Below are 24,492 nucleotides of genomic sequence, written 5' to 3'. Positions count from 1 at the left end.
GGCCAACATGATTCGCGTTGAAAACGTCAGTAAAACCTTTGTTCTCCACCAGCAAAACGGCGTGCGTCTGCCGGTACTGCAAAACGCCTCGCTGACGGTAGCGCGCGGCGAATGCGTGGTGCTGCACGGTCACTCCGGCAGCGGAAAATCGACGCTGCTGCGCTCGCTGTACGCTAACTATCTGCCCGACGAAGGGCAGATCCGGATTCGTCACGGCGACGAGTGGGTGGATCTGGTGCAGGCGCCAGCGCGCAAGGTACTGGAAGTACGTCGTTCTACCATCGGCTGGGTCAGCCAGTTTCTGCGGGTGATCCCCCGCGTGTGCGCGCTGGACGTGGTAATGCAGCCGCTGCTGGACCTCGGCGCGCCGCGAGAAGCATGCGCCGCCAAAGCCGCGAGTCTTCTGACCCGCCTCAACGTACCCGAGCGCCTGTGGCATCTCGCCCCCTCGACCTTTTCCGGCGGCGAGCAGCAGCGGGTCAACATCGCCCGCGGCTTTATTGTCGATTATCCCATCCTGCTCCTCGACGAGCCAACCGCCTCGCTGGATGCCAAAAACAGCGCCGCCGTGGTGGCATTGATTACCGAAGCGAAAGCGCGCGGCGCGGCGATTGTCGGCATTTTTCACGATGAATCCGTGCGCGACCGGGTGGCGGATCGTTTGCATCTTATGGGAACAACACCATGATTATCAACAATGTAAAGCTGGTGCTGGAAGACGAGGTAGTACAGGGATCGCTGGAAATGCACAACGGGATGATCCACGCTTTTGCCGAAACCCAAAGCCGTCTGCCGGAGGCGCTGGACGGCGAAGGCGGCTGGCTGCTGCCGGGGCTAATTGAACTGCATACCGATAATCTGGACAAATTCTTCACCCCACGCCCAAAGGTGGACTGGCCCGCCCATTCAGCGATGAGCAGCCACGACGCGCTGATGGTCGCCAGCGGTATCACCACCGTTCTGGACGCGGTGGCGATTGGCGACGTGCGTGACGGCGGCGACAGGCTGGAAAATCTGGAAAAGATGATTAACGCGGTGGAAGAGACGCAAAAGCGCGGCGTCAACCGCGCCGAGCATCGCCTGCATCTGCGCTGCGAGCTGCCGCATCACACCACCCTGCCGTTGTTTGAAAAGCTGGTCGGCCGCGAGCCGGTCACGCTGGTTTCCCTGATGGATCACTCGCCGGGCCAGCGCCAGTTCGCCAACCGCGAGAAGTATCGCGAATATTATCAGGGCAAATATTCCCTCACCGACGAGCAGATGGCCCGCTATGAAGAAGAACAGTTGGCGCTCGCCGCCCGCTGGTCGCAACCTAACCGCAGCGCTATCGCCCGGCTTTGCCGCGAGCGCAACATCGCGCTGGCAAGCCATGACGACGCGACGCCCGACCACGTGCGCGAGTCACATCAGCTTGGCAGCGTGATCGCCGAATTTCCCACCACCTTCGCCGCGGCGCAAGCGTCGCGCGAGCATGGCATGAATGTGCTGATGGGCGCGCCGAACATCGTGCGCGGCGGTTCACACTCCGGTAACGTCGCCGCGCATGCGCTTGCCGAGCTGGGGCTGCTGGATATTCTTTCGTCCGATTATTACCCCGCCAGCCTGCTCGACGCCGCCTTTCGCGTCGCCGATGACGATGCCAACCGCTTTACCCTGCCGCAGGCCATTCGTCTGGTGACCCGCAACCCGGCGCGGGCGCTGAATCTGAACGATCGCGGCGTTATCGCCGAGGGCAAACGCGCCGACCTGGTACTGGCGCACCGCAAAGGCGACCACGTGCATATCGATCACGTCTGGCGTCAAGGAAAAAGGGTGTTCTGACTATGGGAAAACTGATCTGGCTGATGGGGCCGTCCGGCTCCGGTAAAGACAGTTTGCTGGCGGCGCTGCGCCAGCAGGAACATGCGCAACTCCTGGTCGCGCACCGCTACATTACCCGCGCGGCCAACGCCGGAAATGAAAACCATATCGCCCTGAGCGAACAGGAATTTTTCACCCGTGCGGGACATAACCTGCTGGCGCTGAGCTGGCACGCCAATGGTTTATACTACGGCGTCGGGGTGGAGATCGACCTGTGGCTGAACGGCGGATTCGACGTGGTGGTTAATGGCTCCCGCGCCCATCTTCCCCAGGCGCAGGCGCGTTACGGCACAGCGCTGATGCCGGTCTGTTTGCAGGTCTCCCCCGCCATTCTGCGCCAGCGGTTACAGGCGCGCGGACGCGAAAGCGAAGCGGAGATTGCCGCCCGTCTCGAACGCGCCGCCCGCTACGCGCCGTTTGACTGCCATACGCTGAACAATGACGGCAGTCTGCTACAGTCAGTCGATACGCTGTTAATGCTGATCGGACGAAAGGAGAAAAGCCATGCCTGCCTGTGAACTGCGTCGCGCCACGGCGGACGACACCCACGCCGTCTATGCCCTCATTTGCGAACTAAAGCAAGCCGAGTTCGATCATCAGGCGTTCAGCGCCGGATTTGCGGCGAACCTGCGGGATAGCAATCTGCGCTATCAGCTTGCGCTGCTCGACGGCGAGGTGGTGGGCATGATTGGTCTGCATATGCAATTTCATCTCCATCACGCCAACTGGATCGGCGAGATTCAGGAACTGGTGGTAATGCCCCAGGCGCGCGGCCTGAAAATCGGCAACCAACTGCTGGCCTGGGCAGAGGACGAAGCCAGACGCGCGGGGGCGGAGATGACCGAGCTTTCCACCAACGTGAAGCGTCTTGACGCCCACCGCTTTTACCTGCGCGAAGGTTACACCCAGAGCCATTTTCGCTTCACCAAAGCGCTGTGTGGCAACCGATGAGCCTGACCCTCACCTTAACCGGAACCGGCGGCGCACAAGGCGTTCCAGCGTATGGCTGCGACTGCGCGGCCTGCTGCCGGGCGCGCCAGCATGAAGCGTATCGTCGTCGCCCGTGTAGCGGCGTGATTAAATTTAATCATGCGGTAACATTGCTGGACGCGGGCTTGCACGATCTTGCGGATCGCTGGCCTGCCGGATCTTTTGAGCAATTTTTACTCACCCATTATCATATGGATCACGTGCAGGGGCTGTTTCCGCTGCGCTGGGGCGTGGGCGCGACGATCCCGGTGTACGGGCCGCCTGACGAACAGGGCTGCGACGATCTGTTTAAGCATCCCGGCATTCTCGACTTCAGCCATACCGTCGAGCCGTTTGTGGTGTTTGATTTGCAGGGATTGCAGGTGACGCCGCTGCCGCTGAATCACTCAAAGCTGACCTTTGGCTATCTGTTGGAGTCTGCCCACAGCCGGGTGGCGTGGCTTTCGGATACCGCCGGGCTGCCGGATAAGACGCTGAAATTTTTGCTCAACAACCGCCCGCAGGCGATAGTGATCGACTGTAGCCATGAACCGCGACCGGACGCGCCGCGCAACCATTGCGATTTAAACACCGTGATTGCGCTGAATGAGGTGATTGGCTGCCCACGGGTGATCCTGACGCATATCAGCCATCAGTTTGACGTGTGGATGATGGATAACCCGCTGCCGGACGGCATCGAAGCGGGGTATGACGGGATGGTACTGGTGCTGGACTAAGCGTTTTCCCTCCTCTGCGGGAGAGGGCAACAGACTGCCCTTACCACCGTTCGTAATCTTCTTCCAGCCTGCGTTCGTCCTCTTCTAATCGACGTCGGTCGTCATCCAGCTGGCGCTGGCGTTCGTCTAAACGGCGGCGCCTGTCCTCGAGCTGTCGGCGGCGATCGTCGTACTGTCGACTGTCGGTTTGACGGCTGCGATCGTAACGATCGTCATCATCGTCATTACGGCTGCTGCCGGGATTATAGGCGTCGTTGATCGCCTGCTGAATATTGCCAATAGCGTCATCAATCACATCGGCATACGCCGAAACGGTGCTCAGCGACAGTAAGCTGAATAAAAAGAGCGTGGAGTAGCGTTTCATAGCGTTAGCCTCAACGGTGGAGTGGCTCTACGGTAATCATCGGTCATTCTCGCGAGTAGCGGAGGAATCTCAAATCCAGCCTGCCGGGCAGAATGAGCGCCCATCGCCGCCTTCGTCACGTCAAAACTGTCGACAGCCTGTTTTTCGTCAGGGTTTTGTCCAAAATTTGCCCGTAATATCAGGGAAAGTCCCCAATTAAAATGTGGCATAAAAGATGCATACTCAGGGCGACAAGCGTGTATGCGCGATTTGATTAACTGGAGCGAGACCGATGAAAAAAGTCGTCACGGTTTGCCCGTATTGCGCATCAGGTTGCAAAATCAACCTGGTGGTCGATAACGGCAAAATCGTCCGGGCTGAGGCAGCGCAGGGGAAAACCAACCAGGGGACCCTGTGTCTGAAGGGCTACTACGGCTGGGATTTTATTAACGATACCCAGATCCTGACCCCGCGCCTGAAAACCCCTATGATTCGTCGCCAGCGCGGCGGCAAACTGGAATCCGTTTCCTGGGATGAAGCGCTGAATTATGTCGCTGAACGCCTGAGCGCCATCAAGGCGAAATACGGACCCGACGCCATTCAGACGACCGGTTCGTCGCGTGGCACCGGGAATGAAACCAACTACATCATGCAAAAATTTGCGCGCGCCGTTATTGGTACCAATAACGTTGACTGCTGCGCTCGCGTCTGACACGGCCCATCGGTTGCAGGTCTGCACCAGTCGGTCGGTAACGGCGCAATGAGTAACGCAATTAACGAAATTGATAACACCGATCTCGTGTTTATCTTCGGGTATAACCCGGCGGATTCCCACCCCATCGTGGCGAATCACGTGATTAACGCGAAACGTAACGGCGCGAAAATCATCGTCTGCGATCCGCGCAAAATTGAAACCGCGCGCATTGCCGATATGCACATCGCGTTGAAAAACGGCTCGAATATCGCGCTGTTGAACGCCATGGGCCACGTCATTATTGAAGAAAACCTGTACGACCAGGCGTTTGTCGCTTCGCGTACGGAAGGCTTTGAAGAGTACCGTAAGATTGTCGACGGTTATACGCCGGAATCTGTTGAGGATATCACCGGCGTCAGCGCCCACGACATTCGTCAGGCGGCGCGGATGTATGCCGGGGCGAAAAGCGCATCGATCCTGTGGGGCATGGGCGTCACCCAGTTCTATCAGGGCGTGGAAACCGTTCGTTCGCTGACCAGCCTCGCGATGCTGACCGGTAACCTCGGTAAGCCGAGCGTCGGCGTCAACCCGGTGCGTGGCCAGAACAACGTACAGGGCGCCTGCGACATGGGCGCGCTGCCGGACACCTATCCGGGCTATCAGTACGTGAAGTTCCCGGAAAACCGTGAGAAGTTCGCCAAAGCCTGGGGTGTCGACAGCCTGCCGGAACATACCGGCTATCGCATCAGCGAGCTGCCGCACCGGGCGGCGCATGGCGAAGTGCGCGCGGCGTACATCATGGGCGAAGATCCGCTACAGACTGATGCCGAGTTGTCAGCCGTGCGTAAAGCGTTTGAGGACCTGGAACTGGTTATCGTGCAGGACATCTTTATGACCAAAACCGCGTCGGCGGCGGATGTGATTTTACCGTCTACGTCGTGGGGCGAGCATGAAGGGGTCTTTACCGCCGCTGACCGTGGTTTCCAGCGCTTCTTTAAAGCGGTCGAACCGAAGTGGGATCTGAAAACGGACTGGCAAATTATCAGTGAAATCGCCACCCGGATGGGCTACCCGATGCACTATAACAACACCCAGGAGATCTGGGACGAGTTGCGTCATCTGTGCCCGGATTTCTACGGCGCCACGTACGAGAAAATGGGCGAACTGGGCTATATCCAGTGGCCGTGTCGCGACACGTCCGACGCCGATCAGGGCACCTCGTATCTCTTTAAAGAGAAATTTGATACCCCGAACGGTCTCGCGCAGTTCTTTACCTGCGACTGGGTTGCGCCGATCGACAAGCTGACCGAAGAGTACCCGATGGTGCTGTCGACGGTTCGTGAAGTTGGCCACTACTCCTGCCGCTCAATGACCGGTAACTGCGCGGCGCTGGCTGCGCTGGCGGACGAGCCGGGCTATGCGCAAATCAACGCCGCCGACGCCGCGCGTCTGGGCATTGAAGATGAAGCGCTGGTCTGGGTTCATTCGCGTAAAGGCAAAATCATCACCCGCGCGCAGGTCAGCGAACGCCCGAATAAAGGGGCGATTTACATGACCTACCAGTGGTGGATTGGCGCCTGTAACGAGCTGGTCACCGAGAACTTAAGCCCGATTACCAAAACGCCGGAGTACAAATACTGCGCCGTACGCGTTGAGCCGATCGCCGACCAGCGCGCCGCCGAGCAGTATGTGATTGACGAGTACAACAAGCTGAAAACCCGTCTGCGCGAAAGCGCAATGGGTTGATTCTGACATGCCTTACCTGGCATGTTTAACGACAGCAGCCTCCTCCGTGGAGGCTGTTTTTTTATCCAGACGATCTCTTTATACTGTCTTTTCCGTACCCTAACTAAAACGCAAAATGAAACCACTTCTTGCATTGATGTTATTCATGACATTCTTTGCCCATGCTGCCGCTCCGGAACCGGGAAGCCAGTATTTGCAGGCCGCAGAGGCAGGAGACAGACGCGCACAGTATTACCTCGCTGACAGTTGGTTTAGCTTTGGCGACTTAAGCAAAGCCGAATACTGGGCGCAGAAATCCGCCAGTAATGGCGATGCCGACGCCTGTGCGCTACTGGCGCAAATTAAAATCACCAACCCGGTCAGCCTCGATTACCGTGAAGCGAAAACGCTGGCCGAAAGGGCGGCGCAAGCGGGCAGTAAAGCGGGCGAGATCACCCTCGCGCGGATTCTGTTGAACACCCAGGCCGGGAAGCCCGACTACCCGAAAGCGATTTCCCTGCTGCAAAACGCCTCGCAAAATCTCGAGAGCGACGTGGCGGTTGATGCGCAGATGCTGCTTGGACTGATTTACGCCAACGGCGTCGGCATTCCGGCAGACGATGACAAAGCGACCTGGTATTTCAAACGCAGTTCCGCCATTTCCCGTACCGGCTATTCCGAATACTGGGCGGGAATGATGTTTCTGAACGGTGAACAGGGCTTTATTGAGAAGAACAAACAGAAGGCGCTGCACTGGTTGAATCTGAGCTGCACCGAAGGATTCGATACCGGCTGCGAGGAGTTTGAGAAGTTAACGAACGGGTGATGCAGGTTGCCGGATAACGCGATGCTTATCCGGCAACCTGTTAACCGTTACTGGGCGGTTTTATCAAATTTGCCCAGCACCTCGCGCTCGTAAGCCAGCGCTTTCTTGCGGTCAAACTTGTGTTCCCACTTGGAAATGACCAGCACCGCCAGCGCATTCCCCACCACGTTCAGCGCGGTACGCGCCATGTCGAGGATACGGTCGACACCAGCGATGAACGCCAGACCTTCCAGCGGAATGCCCACGCTGCCTAATGTAGCCAGTAGCACCACAAACGACACGCCCGGCACGCCGGCAATCCCTTTCGACGTAACCATCAGCGTCAGCACCAGTACGATCTCCTGCCACAATGACAGGTCGATCCCGTACAGCTGCGCAATAAAGATGGCGGCAATACTCTGGTACAGGGTGGAACCGTCAAGGTTAAAGGAGTACCCCGTTGGCACGACGAAGCTGGTAATAGACGCTGGCGCGCCGTAGGCTTCCATCTTTTCGATGATACGCGGCAGCACGCTCTCGGAGCTGGCGGTGGAGTAAGCCAGGATCAGCTCGTCTTTCAGAATGCGAATCAGGATCCAGACGCTCAGTCCACACAGGCGCGCGACAATCCCCAACACCACCAGCGCGAAGAACAGAATCGCGAAGTGAACCAGCAGCACCAGTTTCGCCAGCGGCCACAGGGAGGCAAAACCGAAGTTAGCGACGGTCACGGCAATCAGTGCGAACACCCCGACCGGCGCATAACGCATGACCATATGGGTGACTTTAAACATGGTTTCGGAGATGGAGCGGAACACCGTCACCAGCGGTTCACGGTGTGTGGCAGGCAGCGAAGAAAGCCCCAGGCCAAACAGTACCGAGAAGAAGATGATCGGCAGCATATCGCCTTTCGCCATCGATGCCACGATGTTGGTTGGCACCAGCGAGAGTATGGTGCCCATCAGGCCATGCGCATGGCTCTGCACCTCCGCCGTCGTGTTCTGGTATTTCGAAATATCCACGGTCGCCAGTTGCGACATATCAATGCCGGAACCGGGTTGAAACACATTCGCCAGCGTGATACCCAGAATGATGGCGATGGTCGTGATCACTTCGAAATAGATAATGGTTTTGGCGCCGATACGCCCAAGCTGTTTGGCATCACCCACCCCGGCAATACCGACAATCAGCGTCGAAATCACGATAGGGACGACGATCATTTTGATCAGATGGATAAAGATATCCCCTGCCGGTGACAGCAGGTTAGCAATCAGCCATTCACGGCTGTCGCTGTGATAGTGCAGGTAACTCCCCAGTAGAATGCCCAGCACCATGGCAATCAAAATCTGCCAGGCCAGGCTGAGTTTAAAACTTTTCATAACAGCGGACTTCCTCAATGGAGCGCCAGTCCCCTCGTCAAAGCGGGAATGGATACATACTGAAAGGGTATGAATTGTGTTGCGTTGGGTTATAGAGTTTTTTAACGCGCATAATCAGTACCATTTGCAAGGCATCTTGCGCAACCCTTTCAGAACAGCGCATTTAGCTGAAATAATGCATAATAACGCGAGTTTATGGCGTTTATTATGAATAACTATTTGTTATGGAAAGATTTTTAAATGTGCGTTTTTGAATTATAACTTTCAGGAATTATTTTGCGTACGATGTTCATTTGCCTGTTTTTTAAACAGCAAAAACGACATAAATCACAAAAAAACAAAATCATTTCTGACGATTCTGCAACAACTTCGCCATATTTATTGCGTCAATCACCTGTACGCGGTTTACCCGCGGTGAATTGAGATCGAGGGCTTTTTGCCACTGGATAATCGCCTCGCGGTAATCAGCCTGCATAAACGCATCCGAGGCCAGGAGCATCAGCGCGGTCACCTCACTGGCGTCCAGCGCTAATGCTTTATCAATCATCTCGCGGGCCAGCGGCGTCATATGCTGTCCCGCCTGATAGTAAAGCACCGTCGCCAGCGCGGCGTAAAGCTCGGCGTTCTCCCCGCGCAGTTGCAGCGCCTGACGATACGCCCGCTGCGCGTTAGCGTAGTCGTTACGCCAGAGGTAATACTCGCCGAGTAACGCCCACTTTTCGCTGTCCTGGGGATTCGCGCGAATCTGGGTCTGCAACGTTCGCAGTTGCGCTTGTGGGGTTTGCGCGTCGGTAAACGCATGCAGCGGATCTGCCAGACGCTGCTGTTCGCTGCGTACCGCCTGCCATTTCGGCGACAGCAGATAACCGCTAAAGCAGATAATCACCATCAGCATGACGGCCGCCGCCAGACGTTTTACGGGCAGAGAACGGTGGGAGTCAGGCTGCATCATCGTTTGTCCTTTTGGGCTTTACCGCGCGCCACAGGATCCCCCCCACCACCAGCAGTAACAGACACGGCAGCGCCCAAAGCAGCAAAGTTTGTCCGTTCAGCGGCGGATTGTAGCGAACAAAGTCGCCGTAGCGTTCGGTCATCCAGACAGTAATTTCCGCTTCGCTTTTCCCCTCCGCCACCATTGTGTAGACCTGATGGCGCATACTGACCGCCACCGGCGCGTTGGATTCCAGTAAGTTCTGGTTCTGGCACTGGGGACAACGTAACCGGCTGGCGACAGAAAGCGCTTTCTCCTGCTGCTGCGGGTTAGCGAAGGTCCAGGTATCGACGACCTGAGCATGGACGGTAAGCGTGAAAAAAAGTAGCGTAACCAGGATGAACAGCCTGTGAAATGGCGCCGTATTACGCATCTTCCCTCCTCCCGCGCCAGCCGCTCAGTAGCGCGCCGACAATCATCAGCAGCCCACCGCCCCAGATCCAGCGCACGCCGCTTTGAACGTACAACCGCATGGCGTAACGTTCCGGACCGGTTTTCTCGCCCATTACCGCATACCAGTCGTGTATAAGGTTCCAGCGAATGTCCGGCTCCATCATCTGCTGGCGGCGCGCGGTATAAAACCGCCGCTCCGGTGTCAAATTGCCAATACGATTCTCCCCCTGCCACAGCGCAATCTGCGCTTTCTCGGTAGTGTAATTGCCCTTTGCTTCAAGCTCGAGCCGGTCGAAGCGGAAGGTGTATCCTGCCAGCGCCACCTGCTGCCCCGGACGTAAATTCAGGCTAATCTCCTGACGACTGACGCTGGACACCACAATCCCCAGCGCCGCGATCAGCACGCCTGTATGGGCAATCAGCGCCGGAAGCTGTCGTCGCCAGGCAGATTTACGGTTTCTTATCGTCGCCACAACGATGACGACCAGCATCAGCAGGCCGAACGGCAGCGTAGCGCGATTGAAATAAGGCGCGCCTACGGAAAGACGTCCCCAGCCAAGCAGACCGTAAATCATCGGGTAAAGCGTCCCCACCAGCACGATCAGCAGTACCGCGCAAAAAAGCAGTAGCGTCGCGAGTATCAACGTTTCGCGCGACCCGTTCCCCGCACGCACTGTCGGTTGACCATCACGCGCCCGCCAGGCGTACAGCGCAAGCGAAGCGAGACTCAGCACGGCGAACAGCGCAAACAGCGGCGCCGCGCGCACGTTATCCAGCGCAAAAGCATGCACAGAGACCAGAATGCCGGAGCGCACAATCAGCGTGCCCAGCAGTGAAAGAATCAGGGTGACGATCGCCAGCAGCAGTGACCAGTGGCGAAAAATCCCCTGTCTGCGCGAAAGCGACAGACTGTGCAGCAGCGCGCTGGCGGACAGCCAGGGCAACAGAGAGGCGTTTTCCACCGGGTCCCAGAACCACCATCCGCCCCACCCCAACTCGCAGTACGCCCACCAGGAGCCGAGGATGATGCCGAGGGTCAGCGCGCACCAGCCGGGCAGCGCCCAGCGCCAGCACACCCGGGCGGCCGCGGCAGTAAAATCGCCGTGAAGCAGCGAGGCGAGCGCCACGCCCGTAGCCACCATCAGCCCGCCATAGCCCAGATACAGTAGCGGCGGATGCAGGATCAACCCCAGATGCTGCAGCATCGGGTTGAGATCGCGCCCTTCTATCGCGGGAGGGAAAATGCGTGCAAACGGATCAGACCACACCACCACAAACAGCAGCAGCAACGCGATGATCAGAGAAAGAAGGCTGAGCGTCAGCGGAAACAGCGCATCCGATTGTTGACGGTAGCGCCAGGCAAACAGCGCGCTCCAGGCAGAAAGAAACAGCACCCATAGCAGTAAGGAACCTTCATGTCCGCCCCATACCGCCGCCAGCTTTAGCCCCCACGACAGCAAGCTGTGGCTGTGCTGCGCCACGTAGATGACCGAAAAGTCGCTGCTCAGAAAGGCGTTTATCAACAGCGTAAACGCCGCCAGCAAAAGCGCGAACTGCGTCCAGACGCCGACGCTCGCCAGGCGCATAACGCCCAGCCAGCGCCGCTGAATCCCGGTCAGCACGGCAAGCGGGGTCAACACGTTGACCCCAAGGCTTAACAACAGCGCCAAAAAACCGGCTTCAGGTAGGAACACGTCCAGGTTATGCAACCGTCAGTTGCCCCGCATACAGAATAAAGAAACGTAACAGCAGAACGCCGGTCAGGCTGGCGCCGCAGGCCGCCAGCACACCGTGGAAGGTGGATCCACGATTCGCCCACGGCTTCAACAGCATCGGCACAATCAGCCCCAGCCCCGCGACGCCGATCCAGAACCACCAGGTCCAGAATCCACCGCCTAACGCGGCGGAAAGCGCGCGCATTTTGCCGTCATCGCCCAACGCCAGGCCAACAAAAAAGGCCGCCAGCAGGAAGATTTCCAGCCACACCACCGGTGTTTCCATTCGGTGAACAAAGTGCGCTTCCGTACTGTGTGGGTTGCTGCGCTGGCGCAAGGCCATTGCAATGAGCGCCACCGCCGCGCCGGAAGAGATCCCCGAGAACAGGAACAACACCGGCAGGACCGGGTTATTCAGGAACGGGTAGGACTTGAGCGCGGAAAGCAAAAATCCGGTGTAGGCGCCAAGCAGTACCGCCAACACCAGCATCAGCGTTTCAAGCGGGCGATGAAACGGCGTGATGAGCGACAGCGCTTTTGGCAGCACACTCAGACGCGGCAGCCAACGCTGTTGCAGAGCAATCAGCTCTTTTTCAAAGATTTTCGCCAGCCACAGTACCAGCACCACCATGTACAACTGGAACAGCATGACCCCCATCGACATCACTGACGTAAAGCTGTAGTGAAACATCAGTTTCCAGAAGGTCCACGGACGCGTCAGATGGAAGATCAGAATCAGCAGGCCGAGAATTATCGCCCCCGGCCCGACCACCAGCGTTGTACGCAGCAGCGTACTGTCAGCGCCGCCCGCCTCCGGATGGAAACGACGCAGCAGAATCGCCAGCGTGACCAGCCCGGCGGAGATACCGATCAAAAACAGATAGATGGCGATGGGCCAGTCCCACACCAGCGATTCAAAGTGGAAAGCAGATGCGTTTGTCATTGGCTCACCTCCCCAAATTTAAAGGGAACGCGGTAGACCTTCGGTTTCGTGCCCAGCGCCAGCTTGTAACGGTAGGTGGGTTTCTGCTGTAACAGCCGCGAAATATCGCTGTTGGGATCGTCAAGATTACCAAAGGTCAGCGCCTTCGTCGGGCAGGCCTCAACGCAGGCTGGCAGCTTGCCCGCTTTCAGGTTGGTCTTACGGCAGAAATCGCATTTATCCGCCGTTTTCGTCACCGGATGGATAAAGCGCACCCGGTATGGACAAGCGGCGATACAGTACTGGCAACCGACACAGAGATCCGGGTTAACGTCCACAATACCGTTGGCGGCGTCGCGATAGGACGCGCCGGTCGGACAGACGTCCACGCACGGCGCATGATCGCAATGCTGGCATGAATGACGGAAAAAGCGATACTTCACGTCCGGAAACGTCCCCTGCGGTTCGCTGCGAATAATCGTCAGCCGCGAGACGCCTTCCGGCACGTTGTTCACTTCCCGACAGGCATCCATACAGGCGGTACAGCCGATACATAACGATTCATCATGCACCATGCCGTAACGCACGCCGTTGATATTCAACGTTTTCGCTACCACGCGTCCTGCTGTGCCGCTAACCGCCACCAGCGCGCCGACGCGGGTGATAAACTGGCGACGGGAGCAGCTCATGGATGCTCCTTAAGCAAGGGAACCGACGCCGGATTAAAGTTCGGATTGTTGCGCTGATCGCTGTGGCAATCGACGCAGATTTTAATCCGCCCTTTATCGCTTAACGTCTGCATTGCGTCTTGCTTCGGATGCAGTGAGTGACAGCTGGCGCAGGCCACTTTTGTGACGTGAACATCGTGCGGCCAGAAAGCTTTTTGCAGTTGCTCGGGCAGGTGACAGGACATACAGACGCTGTTTTGCTGCTCGACGTTGTACATCGGCTCGTTAAAGCGCATCACATCCTTCACCCCTTCACGGTGCTGCGGCGACGGCTGGCCGTGGCAGTTAGTACAGGTGACCGGCAGTTTATTATTCGGATTGGTGGCGGACGCATGCTTGCCGTGCATCCCGTCGGTGTCCGGCTTATGACAGTCCAGGCAGGCGGCGTCCGGGCTACGCTGTGGCGTGACCTCCCAGCGATCAGACTCCTGCGGCGTTGGCGTGGCGGTTGCCCCACTCAGGCTCCATAACAGACCTGACGCCAGCACCCCAGCAGTTAATAACGAACGTAATACGCTCATATTCACTCCGTTGAGTAATCCGCCCCTGTGTGTGGGGCGGAAGGGGTTATTGGCTTAACAGGCCGTTTTTACGCGCCTGGTCTTCCCACTGCGGAATCACCGTTTTGATGAAGTCCTGTTTTTCAGCGTTAATCTGCTGCATGTTCAGACCAATCGCCGCCTGGGCTTTCTCTTTGGTGGAGATATCCGGCAGGGCGATCTCGTGGGTGATGCCTTTGGTCGCCAGCAGACGCGCCAGTTTGGTACGGGCATCAGCGGCTTTATCCATCGCGCCGCCCAGCATCCGCAGCCCTTCTTCCGGCGCATGCATATGAATGCCGTGAGAGGCGATCGACAGATCCCAGCGCCATTGCGCATGGCGAATGTCTTCCAGAATCGGCTTCATTTCCGCTTCCGTCGCGCCGGCATCCCAGGCCGCCTTCGCTTCGAAGTGGGCATGAACCAGTTGATCCTCGACGTTGATTTTCAGCTCGTTGATCGACTTTTTACGCTCGGCGACCACGTTTTGCAGCGCAGCCTTGTCCTGGGTATGGCAATTCGCGCAGGTCTGGGCGAAGTTGTCGAATGGATTGCCAATCTTGTGGTCGGTGTAGAGTTTACCTTCCGCGTTCTGCACTTTTGGCATGTGACAGTCAATACAGGTCACGTTGTTTTTACCGTGAATACCCGCGCTCCAGGTCTCATATTCCGGGTGCTGCGCTTTTAACATGGGCGTTTTCGACAGCGAGTTGGTCCAGTCAGAGAACGCGATGGCGTCGTAGTATTTCTCCATGTTCTCGACCTTCATTCCCTCATCCCACGGGAACTTAACGGCTTTGTTTTTACCGTCGAAATAGTACTCCACATGGCACTGACCGCAGACCATTGACTGCTGGTCAAAGCGGCTGGCCTTATCGAACGGCTTGCCGATGGTTTCCATTGCGCGTTCCGCATAGGGGCGCGACAGGGTCAGTTCCGGCTTGCCTTTCGCGAAATCGGCGGATGCGGTGTTATGGCAGTCGGCGCAGCCTAAGTTATTGACGATCTCCGGTCCCCCACGCGCCCATTTGCCGTGGAAGTAGCCATCTTCCCCCTCTTTTTGGATCAAACGCGCCACGTCCGGGCTTTTGCAGCTCCAGCAGGCCATCGGCAGCGGACCGTCTTCGGCGTTTTTCGGCGCGCCCGTACGCAGGGTTTCCCGCACGTCGGTTACCGCATACGCGTGCCCGCGCGGTTTGTTGTAGTCACGAGAGAAGGGATAACCTGCCCACAGGATCACCAGCCGCGGATCTTCCGCCAGCGCGTCTTCCCGCGTGGACTGTTCCGACGTGGCTTTCCAGGAGAGGTATTGATCGGGATGTTGAGGCGCGAAGACGTCATTTTTCGCTTCAACGGTAACGGTTTTTGCGGGTGCGGCAGTTTGCTCAGCGTAAACAGCAGAAATGAAAAAAAGCGGTACTATCAGGCTGAAAAAACGGCGTGCACGATGTGTAATCCTTGTCATAGAGGTCTCATCCAGATTGCGCCATTGCTCTTAATGACGGTTCTTTTTTATTCTTTCCATGACGATAACCGCACATAACCGTCATGACATTGCCCTAATCTAGATGTAACAAAAAACCACACGGAAAATGTTGTCTTTAATCAATTGTAAGTGTATGTAAAATACCACTTTAGAGTTAGTCACCCCGTTTTATCGCTACTCCCTTTGTGCTTTTCCTCGTCGAAACACCTTCATAAAAAATTAACATAACCGTCTGTTGCGAAAAGAATTCCCCAACTTTTTTTGGCCTTCTTCAAAAAACGTATTGCCGATTATTTGCACAGTTCCGTTATTGCGTGATCTGCCGCGCAAATACTAAACAAAACTGACTAAACCCCTACATTTAACGTTTATGAGACATATTATTAACATCTTACAAGGAGAACAAAAGCCATGAGCCAAATACATAAACACGCCATTCCCGCCAATATTGCGGACCGTTGCCTGATAAACCCGGAGCAGTATGAGGCAAAATATCAACAATCAATTAACGAGCCGGATACCTTTTGGGGCGAGCAGGGCAAAATTCTCGACTGGATCAAACCGTATACACGCGTAAAGAACACCTCTTTCGCGCCGGGCAACGTCTCGATTAAATGGTACGAAGACGGCACGCTCAACCTGGCGGCGAACTGCCTTGACCGCCATCTGGCGGAAAATGGCGATCGCACCGCCATCATCTGGGAAGGCGACGACGCATCGCAGAGTAAACACATTAGCTACCGCGAACTGCATCGTGACGTCTGCCGCTTTGCCAATGCCCTGCAGGCGTTAGGCATTAAGAAAGGCGACGTGGTGGCGATTTATATGCCGATGGTGCCGGAAGCCGCCGTCGCGATGCTGGCTTGCGCACGCATCGGCGCGGTGCATTCGGTGATCTTCGGCGGTTTTTCGCCGGAGGCGGTCGCCGGACGCATTATCGACTCCAGCTCGAAGCTGGTGATCACCGCCGATGAAGGGGTGCGCGCCGGGCGCAGCATTCCGTTGAAGAAAAACGTCGACGACGCGCTGAAAAATCCGAACGTAACAAGCATCGAACACGTGATTGTGCTCAAGCGCACCGGCGGCACTATCGACTGGACGGAAAACCGCGATTTGTGGTGGAGCGACGTCATTGAAAATGCCAGTGCTGAGCATCAGCCTGTTGAAATGAATGCGGAAGATCCGCTGTTTATTCTTTATACCTCCGGCTCTACCGGCAAGCCGAAAGGCGTGCTGCATACCACCGGCGGGTATCTGGTGTATGCCGCGAGCACCTTTAAATATGTGTTCGACTACCATCCGGGCGACATCTACTGGTGCACCGCCGATGTGGGTTGGGTCACCGGACACAGCTACCTGCTGTACGGCCCGCTGGCCTGCGGCGCCACGACGCTGATGTTCGAAGGGGTGCCCAACTGGCCGACGCCAGCGCGTATGGCGCAGGTGGTCGATAAGCATCAGGTCACGATTTTGTATACTGCACCAACCGCGATCCGTGCGCTGATGGCGGAAGGCGACAAAGCGATCGAGGGCACCGACCGTTCCTCCCTGCGCATTCTCGGCTCCGTTGGCGAGCCGATCAACCCGGAAGCGTGGGAGTGGTACTGGAAAAAGATCGGCAATGAGAAATGCCCGGTGGTCGATACCTGGTGGCAGACCGAAACCGGCGGTTTCATGATCACCCCGCTGCCGGGGGCGACAGAGCTGAAAGCCGGTTCCGCCACCCGTCCGTTCTTTGGCGTGCAGCCTGCGCTGGTGGATAACGAAGGCAATCCGCAGGAAGGGGCGACCGAGGGCAACCTGGTGATCACCGACTCCTGGCCGGGTCAGGCGCGCACGCTGTTCGGCGATCATGAGCGTTTCGAGCAGACCTACTTTTCGACCTTTAAAAATATGTACTTCAGCGGCGACGGCGCGCGTCGTGACGAAGATGGCTATTACTGGATCACCGGTCGCGTGGACGACGTGCTGAACGTGTCCGGTCACCGTCTGGGCACCGCGGAGATTGAGTCCGCGCTGGTGGCGCATCCCAAAATCGCCGAAGCGGCGGTGGTGGGTATTCCGCACAGCATTAAAGGCCAGGCGATTTATGCCTACGTGACTCTGAACCACGGCGAAGAGCCTTCTCCGGAACTGTACGCGGAAGTGCGCAACTGGGTACGAAAAGAGATTGGTCCGCTGGCGACGCCGGACGTGCTGCACTGGACCGATTCCCTGCCGAAGACCCGTTCCGGCAAAATTATGCGCCGTATTTTGCGCAAGATCGCGGCAGGCGATACCAGCAATCTGGGCGATACCTCGACCCTTGCCGATCCTGGCGTGGTAGAGAAACTGCTCGAAGAGAAGCAGGCTATCGCGATGCCTTCATAATGAGAACAGGCCGGATGGCGCTGCGAAGCGTTTTATCCGGCCGACATTTCTGACCTTACCCCTCTCTTCATCGGGAGGGAAAATATAAAACCCCCCAAAGGATTTCGTGTTGCAGGAAGGCGGCAAACGAACACATCCCCAGTCGCAGAGTGAACCAGGCGACTGGGGTGGGTAAGTGCGGCCAACGCACCTGTGGCGCGAAAGACGCAGGGGGCCTCTGGAGAGCTCTGTGATGAATGACACTATTTATCAGCGGATAGAAGACAGTGCGCGTTTCAGGGAGTTAGTCGAAAAAAGGCAACGGTTTGCCACCCTTCTGTCGGTCATCATGTTGGTGATTTATATCGGCTTTATTTTACTGATTGCTTTCGCGCCTGGCTGGCTGGGTACGCCGCTCCACGCGGGAACCAGCGTCACCCGGGGTATCCCCATTGGCGTCGGGGTCATTCTGATCTCCTTTATTCTGACCGGCATTTATATCTGGCGGGCGAACGGCGAATTCGACCGTCTTAATAATGCAGTACTGCACGAGGTTAACGCATCATGAAGAGAGTCCTGACGGCGCTTGCCGCCACACTACCCTTCGCGGCCAACGCGGCGGATGCCCTTAGCGGTACAGTAGAGCGCCAGCCAACCAACTGGCAGGCCATCATTATGTTTTTGATTTTTGTCGTATTTACGCTCGGAATTACCTACTGGGCCTCTAAACGCGTGCGTTCGCGCAACGACTACTACACGGCGGGCGGCAATATTACTGGTTTTCAGAACGGACTGGCGATTGCGGGCGACTACATGTCTGCCGCCTCTTTTCTGGGCATCTCCGCGCTGGTGTTCACTTCCGGCTACGACGGCCTGATTTACTCGCTGGGCTTCCTGGTGGGCTGGCCGATCATTCTGTTTCTGATCGCCGAGCGCCTGCGTAATCTGGGACGTTATACCTTTGCCGATGTGGCCTCCTACCGTCTCAAGCAAGGCCCGATCCGCATTCTTTCCGCCTGCGGTTCGCTGGTGGTGGTGGCGCTGTATCTGATCGCCCAGATGGTCGGCGCGGGCAAACTCATCGAACTGTTATTTGGTCTGAATTACCACATTGCGGTGGTGCTGGTCGGCGTGCTGATGATGATGTACGTGCTATTCGGCGGTATGCTGGCGACGACGTGGGTGCAGATCATCAAAGCGGTGCTGCTGCTGTTCGGCGCCAGCTTCATGGCCTTTATGGTGATGAAGCACGTCGGTTTCAGCTTCAATAACCTGTTTACCGAAGCAATGGCGGTTCATCCGAAAGGCACCGCCATCATGAGTCCTGGGGGGCTGGTGAAAGATCCGATCTCCGCGCTGTCGCTGGGCCTTGGTCTGATGTTCGGGACCGCCGGTCTGCCGCATATCCTGATGCGCTTCTTCACGGTGTCAGACGCGCGCGAAGCGCGTAAAAGCGTGTTCTACGCCACCGGCTTTATGGGTTACTTCTACATTCTGACCTTTATTATCGGCTTTGGCGCGATCATGCTGGTCGGGGCAAATCCGGCGTACAAAGACGCGGCGGGCGCACTGATTGGCGGCAACAATATGGCGGCGGTGCATCTGGCTAACGCGGTCGGCGGCAATCTGTTCCTCGGCTTTATCTCCGCGGTCGCTTTCGCCACTATTCTCGCGGTGGTGGCCGGACTGACGCTGGCGGGCGCGTCGGCGGTTTCGCACGATCTCTACGCCAACGTGTTTCGTAAAGGCGCCACCGAGCGCGAAGAACTGCGGGTGTCGAAAATCACCGTACTGGTGCTGGGCGTCATCGCCATTATTCTTGGCGTACTGTTTGAAAACCAGAACATTGCCTTCATGGTCGGCCTGGCGTTTGCCATCGCGGCAAGCTGTAACTTCCCGATCATCCTGCTTTCCATGTACTGGTCGAAGCTGACCACCCGTGGCGCGATGATGGGCGGCTGGTTAGGGTTACTGACGGCAGTGGTGTTGATGGTGCTTGGCCCGACGATTTGGGTACAGATCCTCGGTCACGAAAAGGCGATCTTCCCCTACGAATACCCGGCGCTGTTCTCCATTACCGTGGCGTTCCTCGGCATCTGGTTCTTCTCGGCCACCGATAACTCAGCGGAAGGAAACCGCGAACGCGAGCAGTTCCGCGCCCAGTTTATCCGTTCCCAGACAGGATACGGCGTCGAACAAGGCCGCGCCCATTAATCACTCCCCCACTCCCCCACTCCCCGGTCTTTATGGCCGGGGATCACATTTTTCTTCCTGCGTTCTACCCATCTCCCGCGATAGCGCTACAGTACCCAAACAAGAGTGAAACGCTGTTTTTATTACATCAACACGTTAATTCATTTTAAGAGAAGGGAATGCGATGAAGAAATATGCCCTGGTGGGAACCGGCGGTCGCGCTGGACTGTATATTTCGGCAATTGGCGGGCAATGGAAAGAGAACGCCCGGCTGGTTGCCTTCTGCGATACCAACCAGACCCGGATGAACTACGCCAACACATTACTGGAAAAAGAGGGCGCTGCGCCGGTATCGACCTGGAAAGCGCAGCAGTTTGAGGAGATGATCCGTGAAACGCGCCCGGACATTATCATCGTTACCACCATGGACCGCACCCACGATGATTACATCGTCCGGGCGCTGCATGCGGGCTGCGACGTGATCACCGAAAAACCGATGACTATCGACGAAAAGCGCGCCCTGCGTATTCTGGATGCCATTGAAGAAACAGGCCGCCAGGTGCGCGTCGCCTTCAACTATCGCTATGCCCCACACCACAGCAAAGTGCGCGAACTGCTGATGAACGGCACGATCGGCGAGGTTTACTCCGTCCACTTCGAATGGCTGCTGAACACCGAGCATGGCGCAGACTATTTTCGTCGCTGGCACCGCGAAAAGCGCAATAGCGGCGGTCTGCTGGTGCATAAATCGACCCACCATTTCGACCTGATGAACTTCTGGTTGGCCAGCACGCCAGCGCGCGTTTACGCTGAAGGCGGCCTGCGTTTTTATGGCAGAGAGAACGCCGAACGACGCGGCGTCACGCAGTTTTATCCCCGCGCCCACGGCTACCCGCAGGCGAAAGACGACCCGTTTGCCCTGCAAATGGCAGAGAATCCGCAGTTGAAAGCGCTCTATCTGGATGCGGAACATGAGGATAGCTACTTCCGCGACCAGAGCGTGTTCAGCGACGGCATTACCATTGAAGATACGATGTCGGTGCTGGTGAAATATCAGAATGACGTACAGCTGACGTATTCACTGAACACTTATCTGCCCTGGGAAGGGCTGAACGTGGTCTTTAACGGCAGCAAAGGCCGTCTGGAGATGAAGATCGTCGAGAAATCGTACGTTAACGCTGGCGGCGAACGCGCCAACGAAGGCAGCCTCGAGACCTGCGATATCACCGTCTTCCCAATGTTTGCCGCGCCGTGGAAAGCTGACTTCACGCTGGGCGAAGGCGGACACGGCGGCGGCGACAACGCGATGCTCGCCGATCTGTTTGGCGAGGTGAAACACGACCCGCTTCAGCGCGCCGCCGACCACCGCGCCGGGGCGATGTCGATCCTCACCGGCATCGCCGGAAACCTCTCCATGCAGCAGCAGCGTCCGGTCCACTTTAACGAATTTGCGCTGGCGTCGCGTCTGACATAACCCAACCGCCGCTGGTCAGAACATCAGCTTCGCGACCAGCGGCGCAATGAGCACCATCACGACGCCGGAGAGCATCATCACCAGGCTGGCGACGACGCCCTCCTGCTGCCCCAGTTCGTAGGAGCGCGCCGTTCCTGCGCCGTGAGACGCCGCGCCGAATCCGGCGCCTTTCGCCATACCTTCGCGTATCGACAGCCGCAGAAACAGCGCATCGCCAACCGCCATGCCAAACACGCCGGTCACCACCACGAACAGCGCCACCAGATCCGGCTGTCCGCCGATAGGCTCCGCCGCCGCCAGCGCAAACGGGGTGGTCACCGAGCGAACGGCCAGGCTGCGCTGGATTTCATCGGAGAGCGTAAACAGCCGCGCCAGCCAGACCGAACTGGTGACCGCCACCACCGTTGCCGTCACCACGCCTGCGCTAAGCGACATCCAGTGACGTTTGATGATGGCAAAATTGTCGTAGACCGGCACTGCAAAGGCGATGGTCGCCGGACCAAGCAGCCACAATAACCAGTGCGACTCGCCAATATAGCTTTGCCAGGAGATATGCCCAAACACCAGCATCAACACCAGCAGCGCCGGGGTGAGCACCAACGGCATCAGCGGCAGTCGGCGAAAGCGGCGATACAGGCGCTTGTTGAGAAAATAGATGACCAGTGTGATGACCAGACAGAGCGCGCTAAGCTGAAAATTACTCACGATTTAACCTGCGCAACTCATAGCGATACACCTTGTCCACCACCCACGCGGTCGCACCGAGTACCATCAGGGTGCTGAGCGCAATCACGGCAAAGATACGCCAGCCGTCGATCAACAGCAGTTGCGCATAGTTCACCACCGCCACCACCGCGGGCACAAAGAACAGCAGCATTTCCGCCAGCAGCCAGCGGGCCCCCGCCCGCACCCAGCGCAACGGCAGGATCCGACACACAATCAGCGCCAGCATTAGCACCATGCCCACCAGATTGGCCGGAAGCGGCAAATGCAGCCAGGAGACAAGGTTTTGCGCAACGATAAACAGACCGGCGTACAGCAGAACCTGAACCGGAACCTGAAGTCGCTGTACGACAACAGGCGTAATGCGGCGTATCGCCACAGCCATGAAGGGATATCCTGAAAAATAATTCGGAGCGCCAGTATAGAGAGCGCCCGTCGATGAAAGAAATGAATTAAAATCATTGCGGGCATAGTCGTAAGGAATAGTCATGGACATCAGAACGCTGCGTTATTTTGTCGAGGTGGTGCGCCAGCAGAGTTTCACCCGCGCGGCGGAGAAGTTGTATGTCACGCAACCCACCATCAGCAAGATGTTAAAAAATCTTGAAGACGAGCTTAACTGCACGCTGCTGATCCGCGACGGGCGCAAGCTTTTGCTCACGGACACCGGACGGGTGGTGTTTGAGCGCGGGCTGGCGATTCTGGCGGAGTTTCGCCAACTGGAAGCGGAGCTGGGAGACATCAACCATCTCAACAAAGGCCTGCTACGGTTAGGCATTCCGCCCATGGTCGGCATGTTGATGGCGGGTCCTATCAGTCTGTTTCGCCAGCGCTATCCGGGCGTCGAGCTGAAGGTCGCGGAGTTTGGCGGCCTGACGGTGCAACAGGCGGTGATGAATGGCGAACTGGACGTGGCGATGACCGCGCTGCCGATAGAAGCAGAAAGCGGTCTGGCGACCCTGCCGCTGTTTAACCATCCGCTTTGCGTCCTGGCGCCCCGTGCCGGTCAGTGGACAACCTGTGAGTCCGTTTCCCCCGAAACGCTGGCGGAGCACCCGCTGCTGATTTACAACGAAGATTTCGCCCTGAGCCGTCAGTTGATGCAGCTTTTTAGCGAACGCGACGTCAAGCCGCGCATTGCGGTACGCAGCGGACAGTGGGATTTTCTTGCGGCGATGGTACAGGCAGGCGTCGGCATTGCTATTCTGCCGGAGCCCATCTGTGAACGGCTGGATAAAAACACGCTGCGCTGGATCCCGCTGGAAAGCGAACTGCGCTGGCAGCTCGGGATGATTTGGCGCGAAGGGGTCTACCTTTCCCATAGCGCCAAAGCGTGGCTTTCATGTTGCGAAGGATTCTGGGCAGGGGCATCGCAAACCATCAACCCGGCAAAAAACTAAAGCGCCACAAGGGCGCTTTAGTTGTTTTCCGGTCTTTGTCTTTCTCTCTATCCCGCTGAGTTCACGGGAGGGTTTCCCCCGACGTCAACACCCCTCATTCGAGCACGTGGTGGAGGTTCCGGTTTGTGTTGATACTGTAAGTGTATGCCGAGGCCGCCTGTTTGCCAGCCGACGTGGTGATTTTTTAGCCGAATTTTTTTCGTCATCTTCCACAATTTTCTATAGTTAAGAAGATAAATTCACAGGAGCCTCACATGCTAACGGTACATCATTTAAACCAGTCTCGTTCCCAGCGCATTCTCTGGGCGCTGGAAGAACTATCGCTGCCCTACCAGATTGTCCGTTACCAGCGTGAAAAGACCCTGCTTGCCCCGCCGGCGTTGAAAAAAGTGCATCCGCTCGGCAAGTCGCCCGTGGTGGAGGATAACGGCGTCGTCATTGCGGAATCGGGTGCAATCCTTGAATATTTGCAGGAAACCTACGACAGCGAAGGCAAATTTAAACCCGCCGACGCGGAACAGAAGCGGCAGTACCGATTCTGGCTGCACTATGCGGAAGGTTCGCTCATGCCGTTACTGCTGATGAAACTGGTCTTTGTCAGTCTTGGCAAGCCGCCGGTTCCCTTTGGCTTGCGCACGCTGGGCGGTGCGTTGGGAAAAGGCGTGCAGAAAGCGTATCTCAATCCACAACTGGAAACCCACGCGCGTTTCATTGACGCTCACCTTGCCGAACATCTCTGGTTTGCCGGAGAACCGTTCAGCATGGCCGACATTCAGATGAGTTTCCCGCTGTTTGCTCTACTGGCGCGCGGCGGCATCGATAATCTCTCCCACATCGAGGCATGGAAAAAACGGGTGGAAATGCGTCCGGCCTGGCAGCGAGCGATTCAACAGGGCGGCCCCTTTGAGATCCCCGGCGGGTGAGGACGAAAATGTCTCCTGTGCCCCGCGCATGGGCGAAACGACACGGCAAATTATGTTGCCAGATTGCGCATCGACGGTAACGTTTGCGCATCAGTTGATGATTTCTTCGTCGTTAACGCAAGAAATGCATAAAAAGCGACAAAG

22 protein-coding genes and 1 pseudogene are annotated in these 24,492 nt (G+C 57.1%); 13 read left to right on the top strand and 10 right to left on the bottom strand.

The genetic code is table 11. The features are described 5' to 3' along the window. Window positions 1-7 precede the first annotated feature (7 nt). Genes phnL through phnP form a run of 5 tightly spaced genes read left to right on the top strand, consistent with a single transcriptional unit; the run spans window position 8 to window position 3,566 of the window. Window positions 8-688 (top strand): phosphonate C-P lyase system protein PhnL, encoded by a 681-nt coding sequence (gene phnL, locus OOJ60_RS17805; protein WP_042291083.1) that lies wholly within the window; start codon window positions 8-10, stop codon window positions 686-688. Next, the gene (phnM, locus tag OOJ60_RS17800; RefSeq protein WP_181822169.1) at window positions 685-1,821 is read left to right on the top strand and encodes an alpha-D-ribose 1-methylphosphonate 5-triphosphate diphosphatase; all 1,137 of its coding nucleotides are present in this window, start codon (window positions 685-687) and stop codon (window positions 1,819-1,821) included. The genes phnL and phnM overlap by 4 nt, the downstream gene beginning before the upstream one ends. 2 nt (window positions 1,822-1,823) lie before the next feature. Further along, complete coding sequence (phnN, locus tag OOJ60_RS17795) at window positions 1,824-2,378, top strand: ribose 1,5-bisphosphokinase (RefSeq protein WP_042291088.1); 555 nt, start codon at window positions 1,824-1,826, stop codon at window positions 2,376-2,378. Further along, window positions 2,365-2,811, top strand: a complete 447-nt coding sequence (gene phnO, locus OOJ60_RS17790) for an aminoalkylphosphonate N-acetyltransferase (RefSeq protein WP_205612953.1) — start codon at window positions 2,365-2,367, stop codon at window positions 2,809-2,811. Before phnN ends, phnO begins: the two co-directional genes overlap by 14 nt. Further along, window positions 2,808-3,566: a phosphonate metabolism protein PhnP gene (gene phnP / locus OOJ60_RS17785; RefSeq protein WP_205612952.1), complete on the top strand. Its 759-nt coding sequence runs from the start codon at window positions 2,808-2,810 to the stop codon at window positions 3,564-3,566. The genes phnO and phnP overlap by 4 nt, the downstream gene beginning before the upstream one ends. A gap of 40 nt (window positions 3,567-3,606) precedes the next feature. On the opposite strand, the gene yjdP is transcribed toward phnP, so the two are convergent. Beyond that, on the bottom strand, window positions 3,607-3,930 hold the full coding sequence (gene yjdP, locus OOJ60_RS17780; RefSeq protein WP_205612951.1) for a DDRRRQL repeat protein YjdP: 324 nt from the start codon (window positions 3,928-3,930) through the stop codon (window positions 3,607-3,609). 271 nt (window positions 3,931-4,201) lie between these two features. On the opposite strand from yjdP, the gene fdhF reads away from it, so the two are divergent. Further along, window positions 4,202-6,349 carry a formate dehydrogenase subunit alpha gene (gene fdhF, locus OOJ60_RS17775; protein ID WP_084589031.1) on the top strand — a complete coding sequence of 716 codons (2,148 nt, stop codon included), beginning with the start codon at window positions 4,202-4,204 and terminating at the stop codon, window positions 6,347-6,349. A 115-nt stretch (window positions 6,350-6,464) separates the two neighbouring features. Then, window positions 6,465-7,154, top strand: a complete 690-nt coding sequence (gene yjcO, locus OOJ60_RS17770) for a Sel1 family TPR-like repeat protein YjcO (protein ID WP_042291118.1) — start codon at window positions 6,465-6,467, stop codon at window positions 7,152-7,154. A 47-nt stretch (window positions 7,155-7,201) separates the two neighbouring features. Here the strand turns inward: yjcO and gltP are convergent, their stop codons facing one another. The 7 genes and pseudogenes from gltP to nrfA form a co-directional block, all read right to left on the bottom strand. Beyond that, window positions 7,202-8,512: a glutamate/aspartate:proton symporter GltP gene (gltP, locus tag OOJ60_RS17765; RefSeq protein WP_042291121.1), complete on the bottom strand. Its 1,311-nt coding sequence runs from the start codon at window positions 8,510-8,512 to the stop codon at window positions 7,202-7,204. A 343-nt stretch (window positions 8,513-8,855) separates the two neighbouring features. Then, a complete protein-coding gene (nrfG, locus tag OOJ60_RS17760) occupies window positions 8,856-9,464 on the bottom strand; it encodes a heme lyase NrfEFG subunit NrfG (protein WP_205612950.1) in 609 nt (202 codons plus the stop codon). Beyond that, window positions 9,451-11,605: pseudogene (nrfF, locus tag OOJ60_RS17755) on the bottom strand (heme lyase NrfEFG subunit NrfF). The gene nrfG and the pseudogene nrfF overlap by 14 nt, the downstream one beginning before the upstream one ends. Further along, window positions 11,598-12,554: a cytochrome c nitrite reductase subunit NrfD gene (gene nrfD, locus OOJ60_RS17750; RefSeq protein WP_205612949.1), complete on the bottom strand. Its 957-nt coding sequence runs from the start codon at window positions 12,552-12,554 to the stop codon at window positions 11,598-11,600. Before nrfD ends, nrfF begins: the two are co-directional and overlap by 8 nt. Beyond that, entirely contained in the window at window positions 12,551-13,222 is a 672-nt protein-coding gene (gene nrfC / locus OOJ60_RS17745; protein WP_042291135.1) for a cytochrome c nitrite reductase Fe-S protein, read from the bottom strand. Before nrfC ends, nrfD begins: the two co-directional genes overlap by 4 nt. Next, window positions 13,219-13,782: a cytochrome c nitrite reductase pentaheme subunit gene (gene nrfB / locus OOJ60_RS17740; protein ID WP_042291137.1), complete on the bottom strand. Its 564-nt coding sequence runs from the start codon at window positions 13,780-13,782 to the stop codon at window positions 13,219-13,221. Before nrfB ends, nrfC begins: the two co-directional genes overlap by 4 nt. Before the next feature lie 46 nt (window positions 13,783-13,828). After that, complete coding sequence (gene nrfA / locus OOJ60_RS17735; RefSeq protein WP_042291139.1) at window positions 13,829-15,265, bottom strand: ammonia-forming nitrite reductase cytochrome c552 subunit; 1,437 nt, start codon at window positions 15,263-15,265, stop codon at window positions 13,829-13,831. 432 nt (window positions 15,266-15,697) lie between these two features. Here nrfA and acs point away from each other — a divergent pair, with 432 nt between their 5' ends. From acs to OOJ60_RS17715, 4 genes are all read left to right on the top strand, one after another. Next, the gene (gene acs / locus OOJ60_RS17730) at window positions 15,698-17,656 is read left to right on the top strand and encodes an acetate--CoA ligase (protein WP_060570391.1); all 1,959 of its coding nucleotides are present in this window, start codon (window positions 15,698-15,700) and stop codon (window positions 17,654-17,656) included. Window positions 17,657-17,888: 232 nt separating this feature from the next. After that, window positions 17,889-18,203: a DUF485 domain-containing protein gene (locus tag OOJ60_RS17725; protein ID WP_042291143.1), complete on the top strand. Its 315-nt coding sequence runs from the start codon at window positions 17,889-17,891 to the stop codon at window positions 18,201-18,203. Next, the gene (gene actP / locus OOJ60_RS17720; protein WP_042291146.1) at window positions 18,200-19,849 is read left to right on the top strand and encodes a cation/acetate symporter ActP; all 1,650 of its coding nucleotides are present in this window, start codon (window positions 18,200-18,202) and stop codon (window positions 19,847-19,849) included. Before OOJ60_RS17725 ends, actP begins: the two co-directional genes overlap by 4 nt. Window positions 19,850-20,012: 163 nt before the next feature. Then, window positions 20,013-21,302: a Gfo/Idh/MocA family protein gene (locus OOJ60_RS17715; protein ID WP_181822177.1), complete on the top strand. Its 1,290-nt coding sequence runs from the start codon at window positions 20,013-20,015 to the stop codon at window positions 21,300-21,302. A 15-nt stretch (window positions 21,303-21,317) separates the two neighbouring features. Here the strand turns inward: OOJ60_RS17715 and OOJ60_RS17710 are convergent, their stop codons facing one another. Further along, window positions 21,318-22,007: an LrgB family protein gene (locus tag OOJ60_RS17710; protein ID WP_042291151.1), complete on the bottom strand. Its 690-nt coding sequence runs from the start codon at window positions 22,005-22,007 to the stop codon at window positions 21,318-21,320. Beyond that, window positions 22,000-22,410 (bottom strand): CidA/LrgA family protein, encoded by a 411-nt coding sequence (locus tag OOJ60_RS17705; protein WP_060570393.1) that lies wholly within the window; start codon window positions 22,408-22,410, stop codon window positions 22,000-22,002. The genes OOJ60_RS17710 and OOJ60_RS17705 overlap by 8 nt, the downstream gene beginning before the upstream one ends. 103 nt (window positions 22,411-22,513) lie before the next feature. Here OOJ60_RS17705 and OOJ60_RS17700 point away from each other — a divergent pair, with 103 nt between their 5' ends. Further along, the gene (locus OOJ60_RS17700; RefSeq protein ID WP_205612948.1) at window positions 22,514-23,425 is read left to right on the top strand and encodes a LysR family transcriptional regulator; all 912 of its coding nucleotides are present in this window, start codon (window positions 22,514-22,516) and stop codon (window positions 23,423-23,425) included. A gap of 254 nt (window positions 23,426-23,679) precedes the next feature. Next, window positions 23,680-24,348, top strand: coding sequence for a glutathione S-transferase family protein (locus tag OOJ60_RS17695; RefSeq protein WP_060570394.1), 669 nt, complete (start codon window positions 23,680-23,682; stop codon window positions 24,346-24,348). Window positions 24,349-24,492: the final 144 nt, after the last annotated feature.

This window comes from Citrobacter sp. R4 (assembly GCF_026719175.1).
GTDB classification, from domain to species: Bacteria; Pseudomonadota; Gammaproteobacteria; order Enterobacterales; family Enterobacteriaceae; genus Citrobacter_A; species Citrobacter_A sedlakii.
Note: the sequence above shows the minus strand (reverse complement) of the source record. Positions and strands in the feature narration are given on the sequence as shown.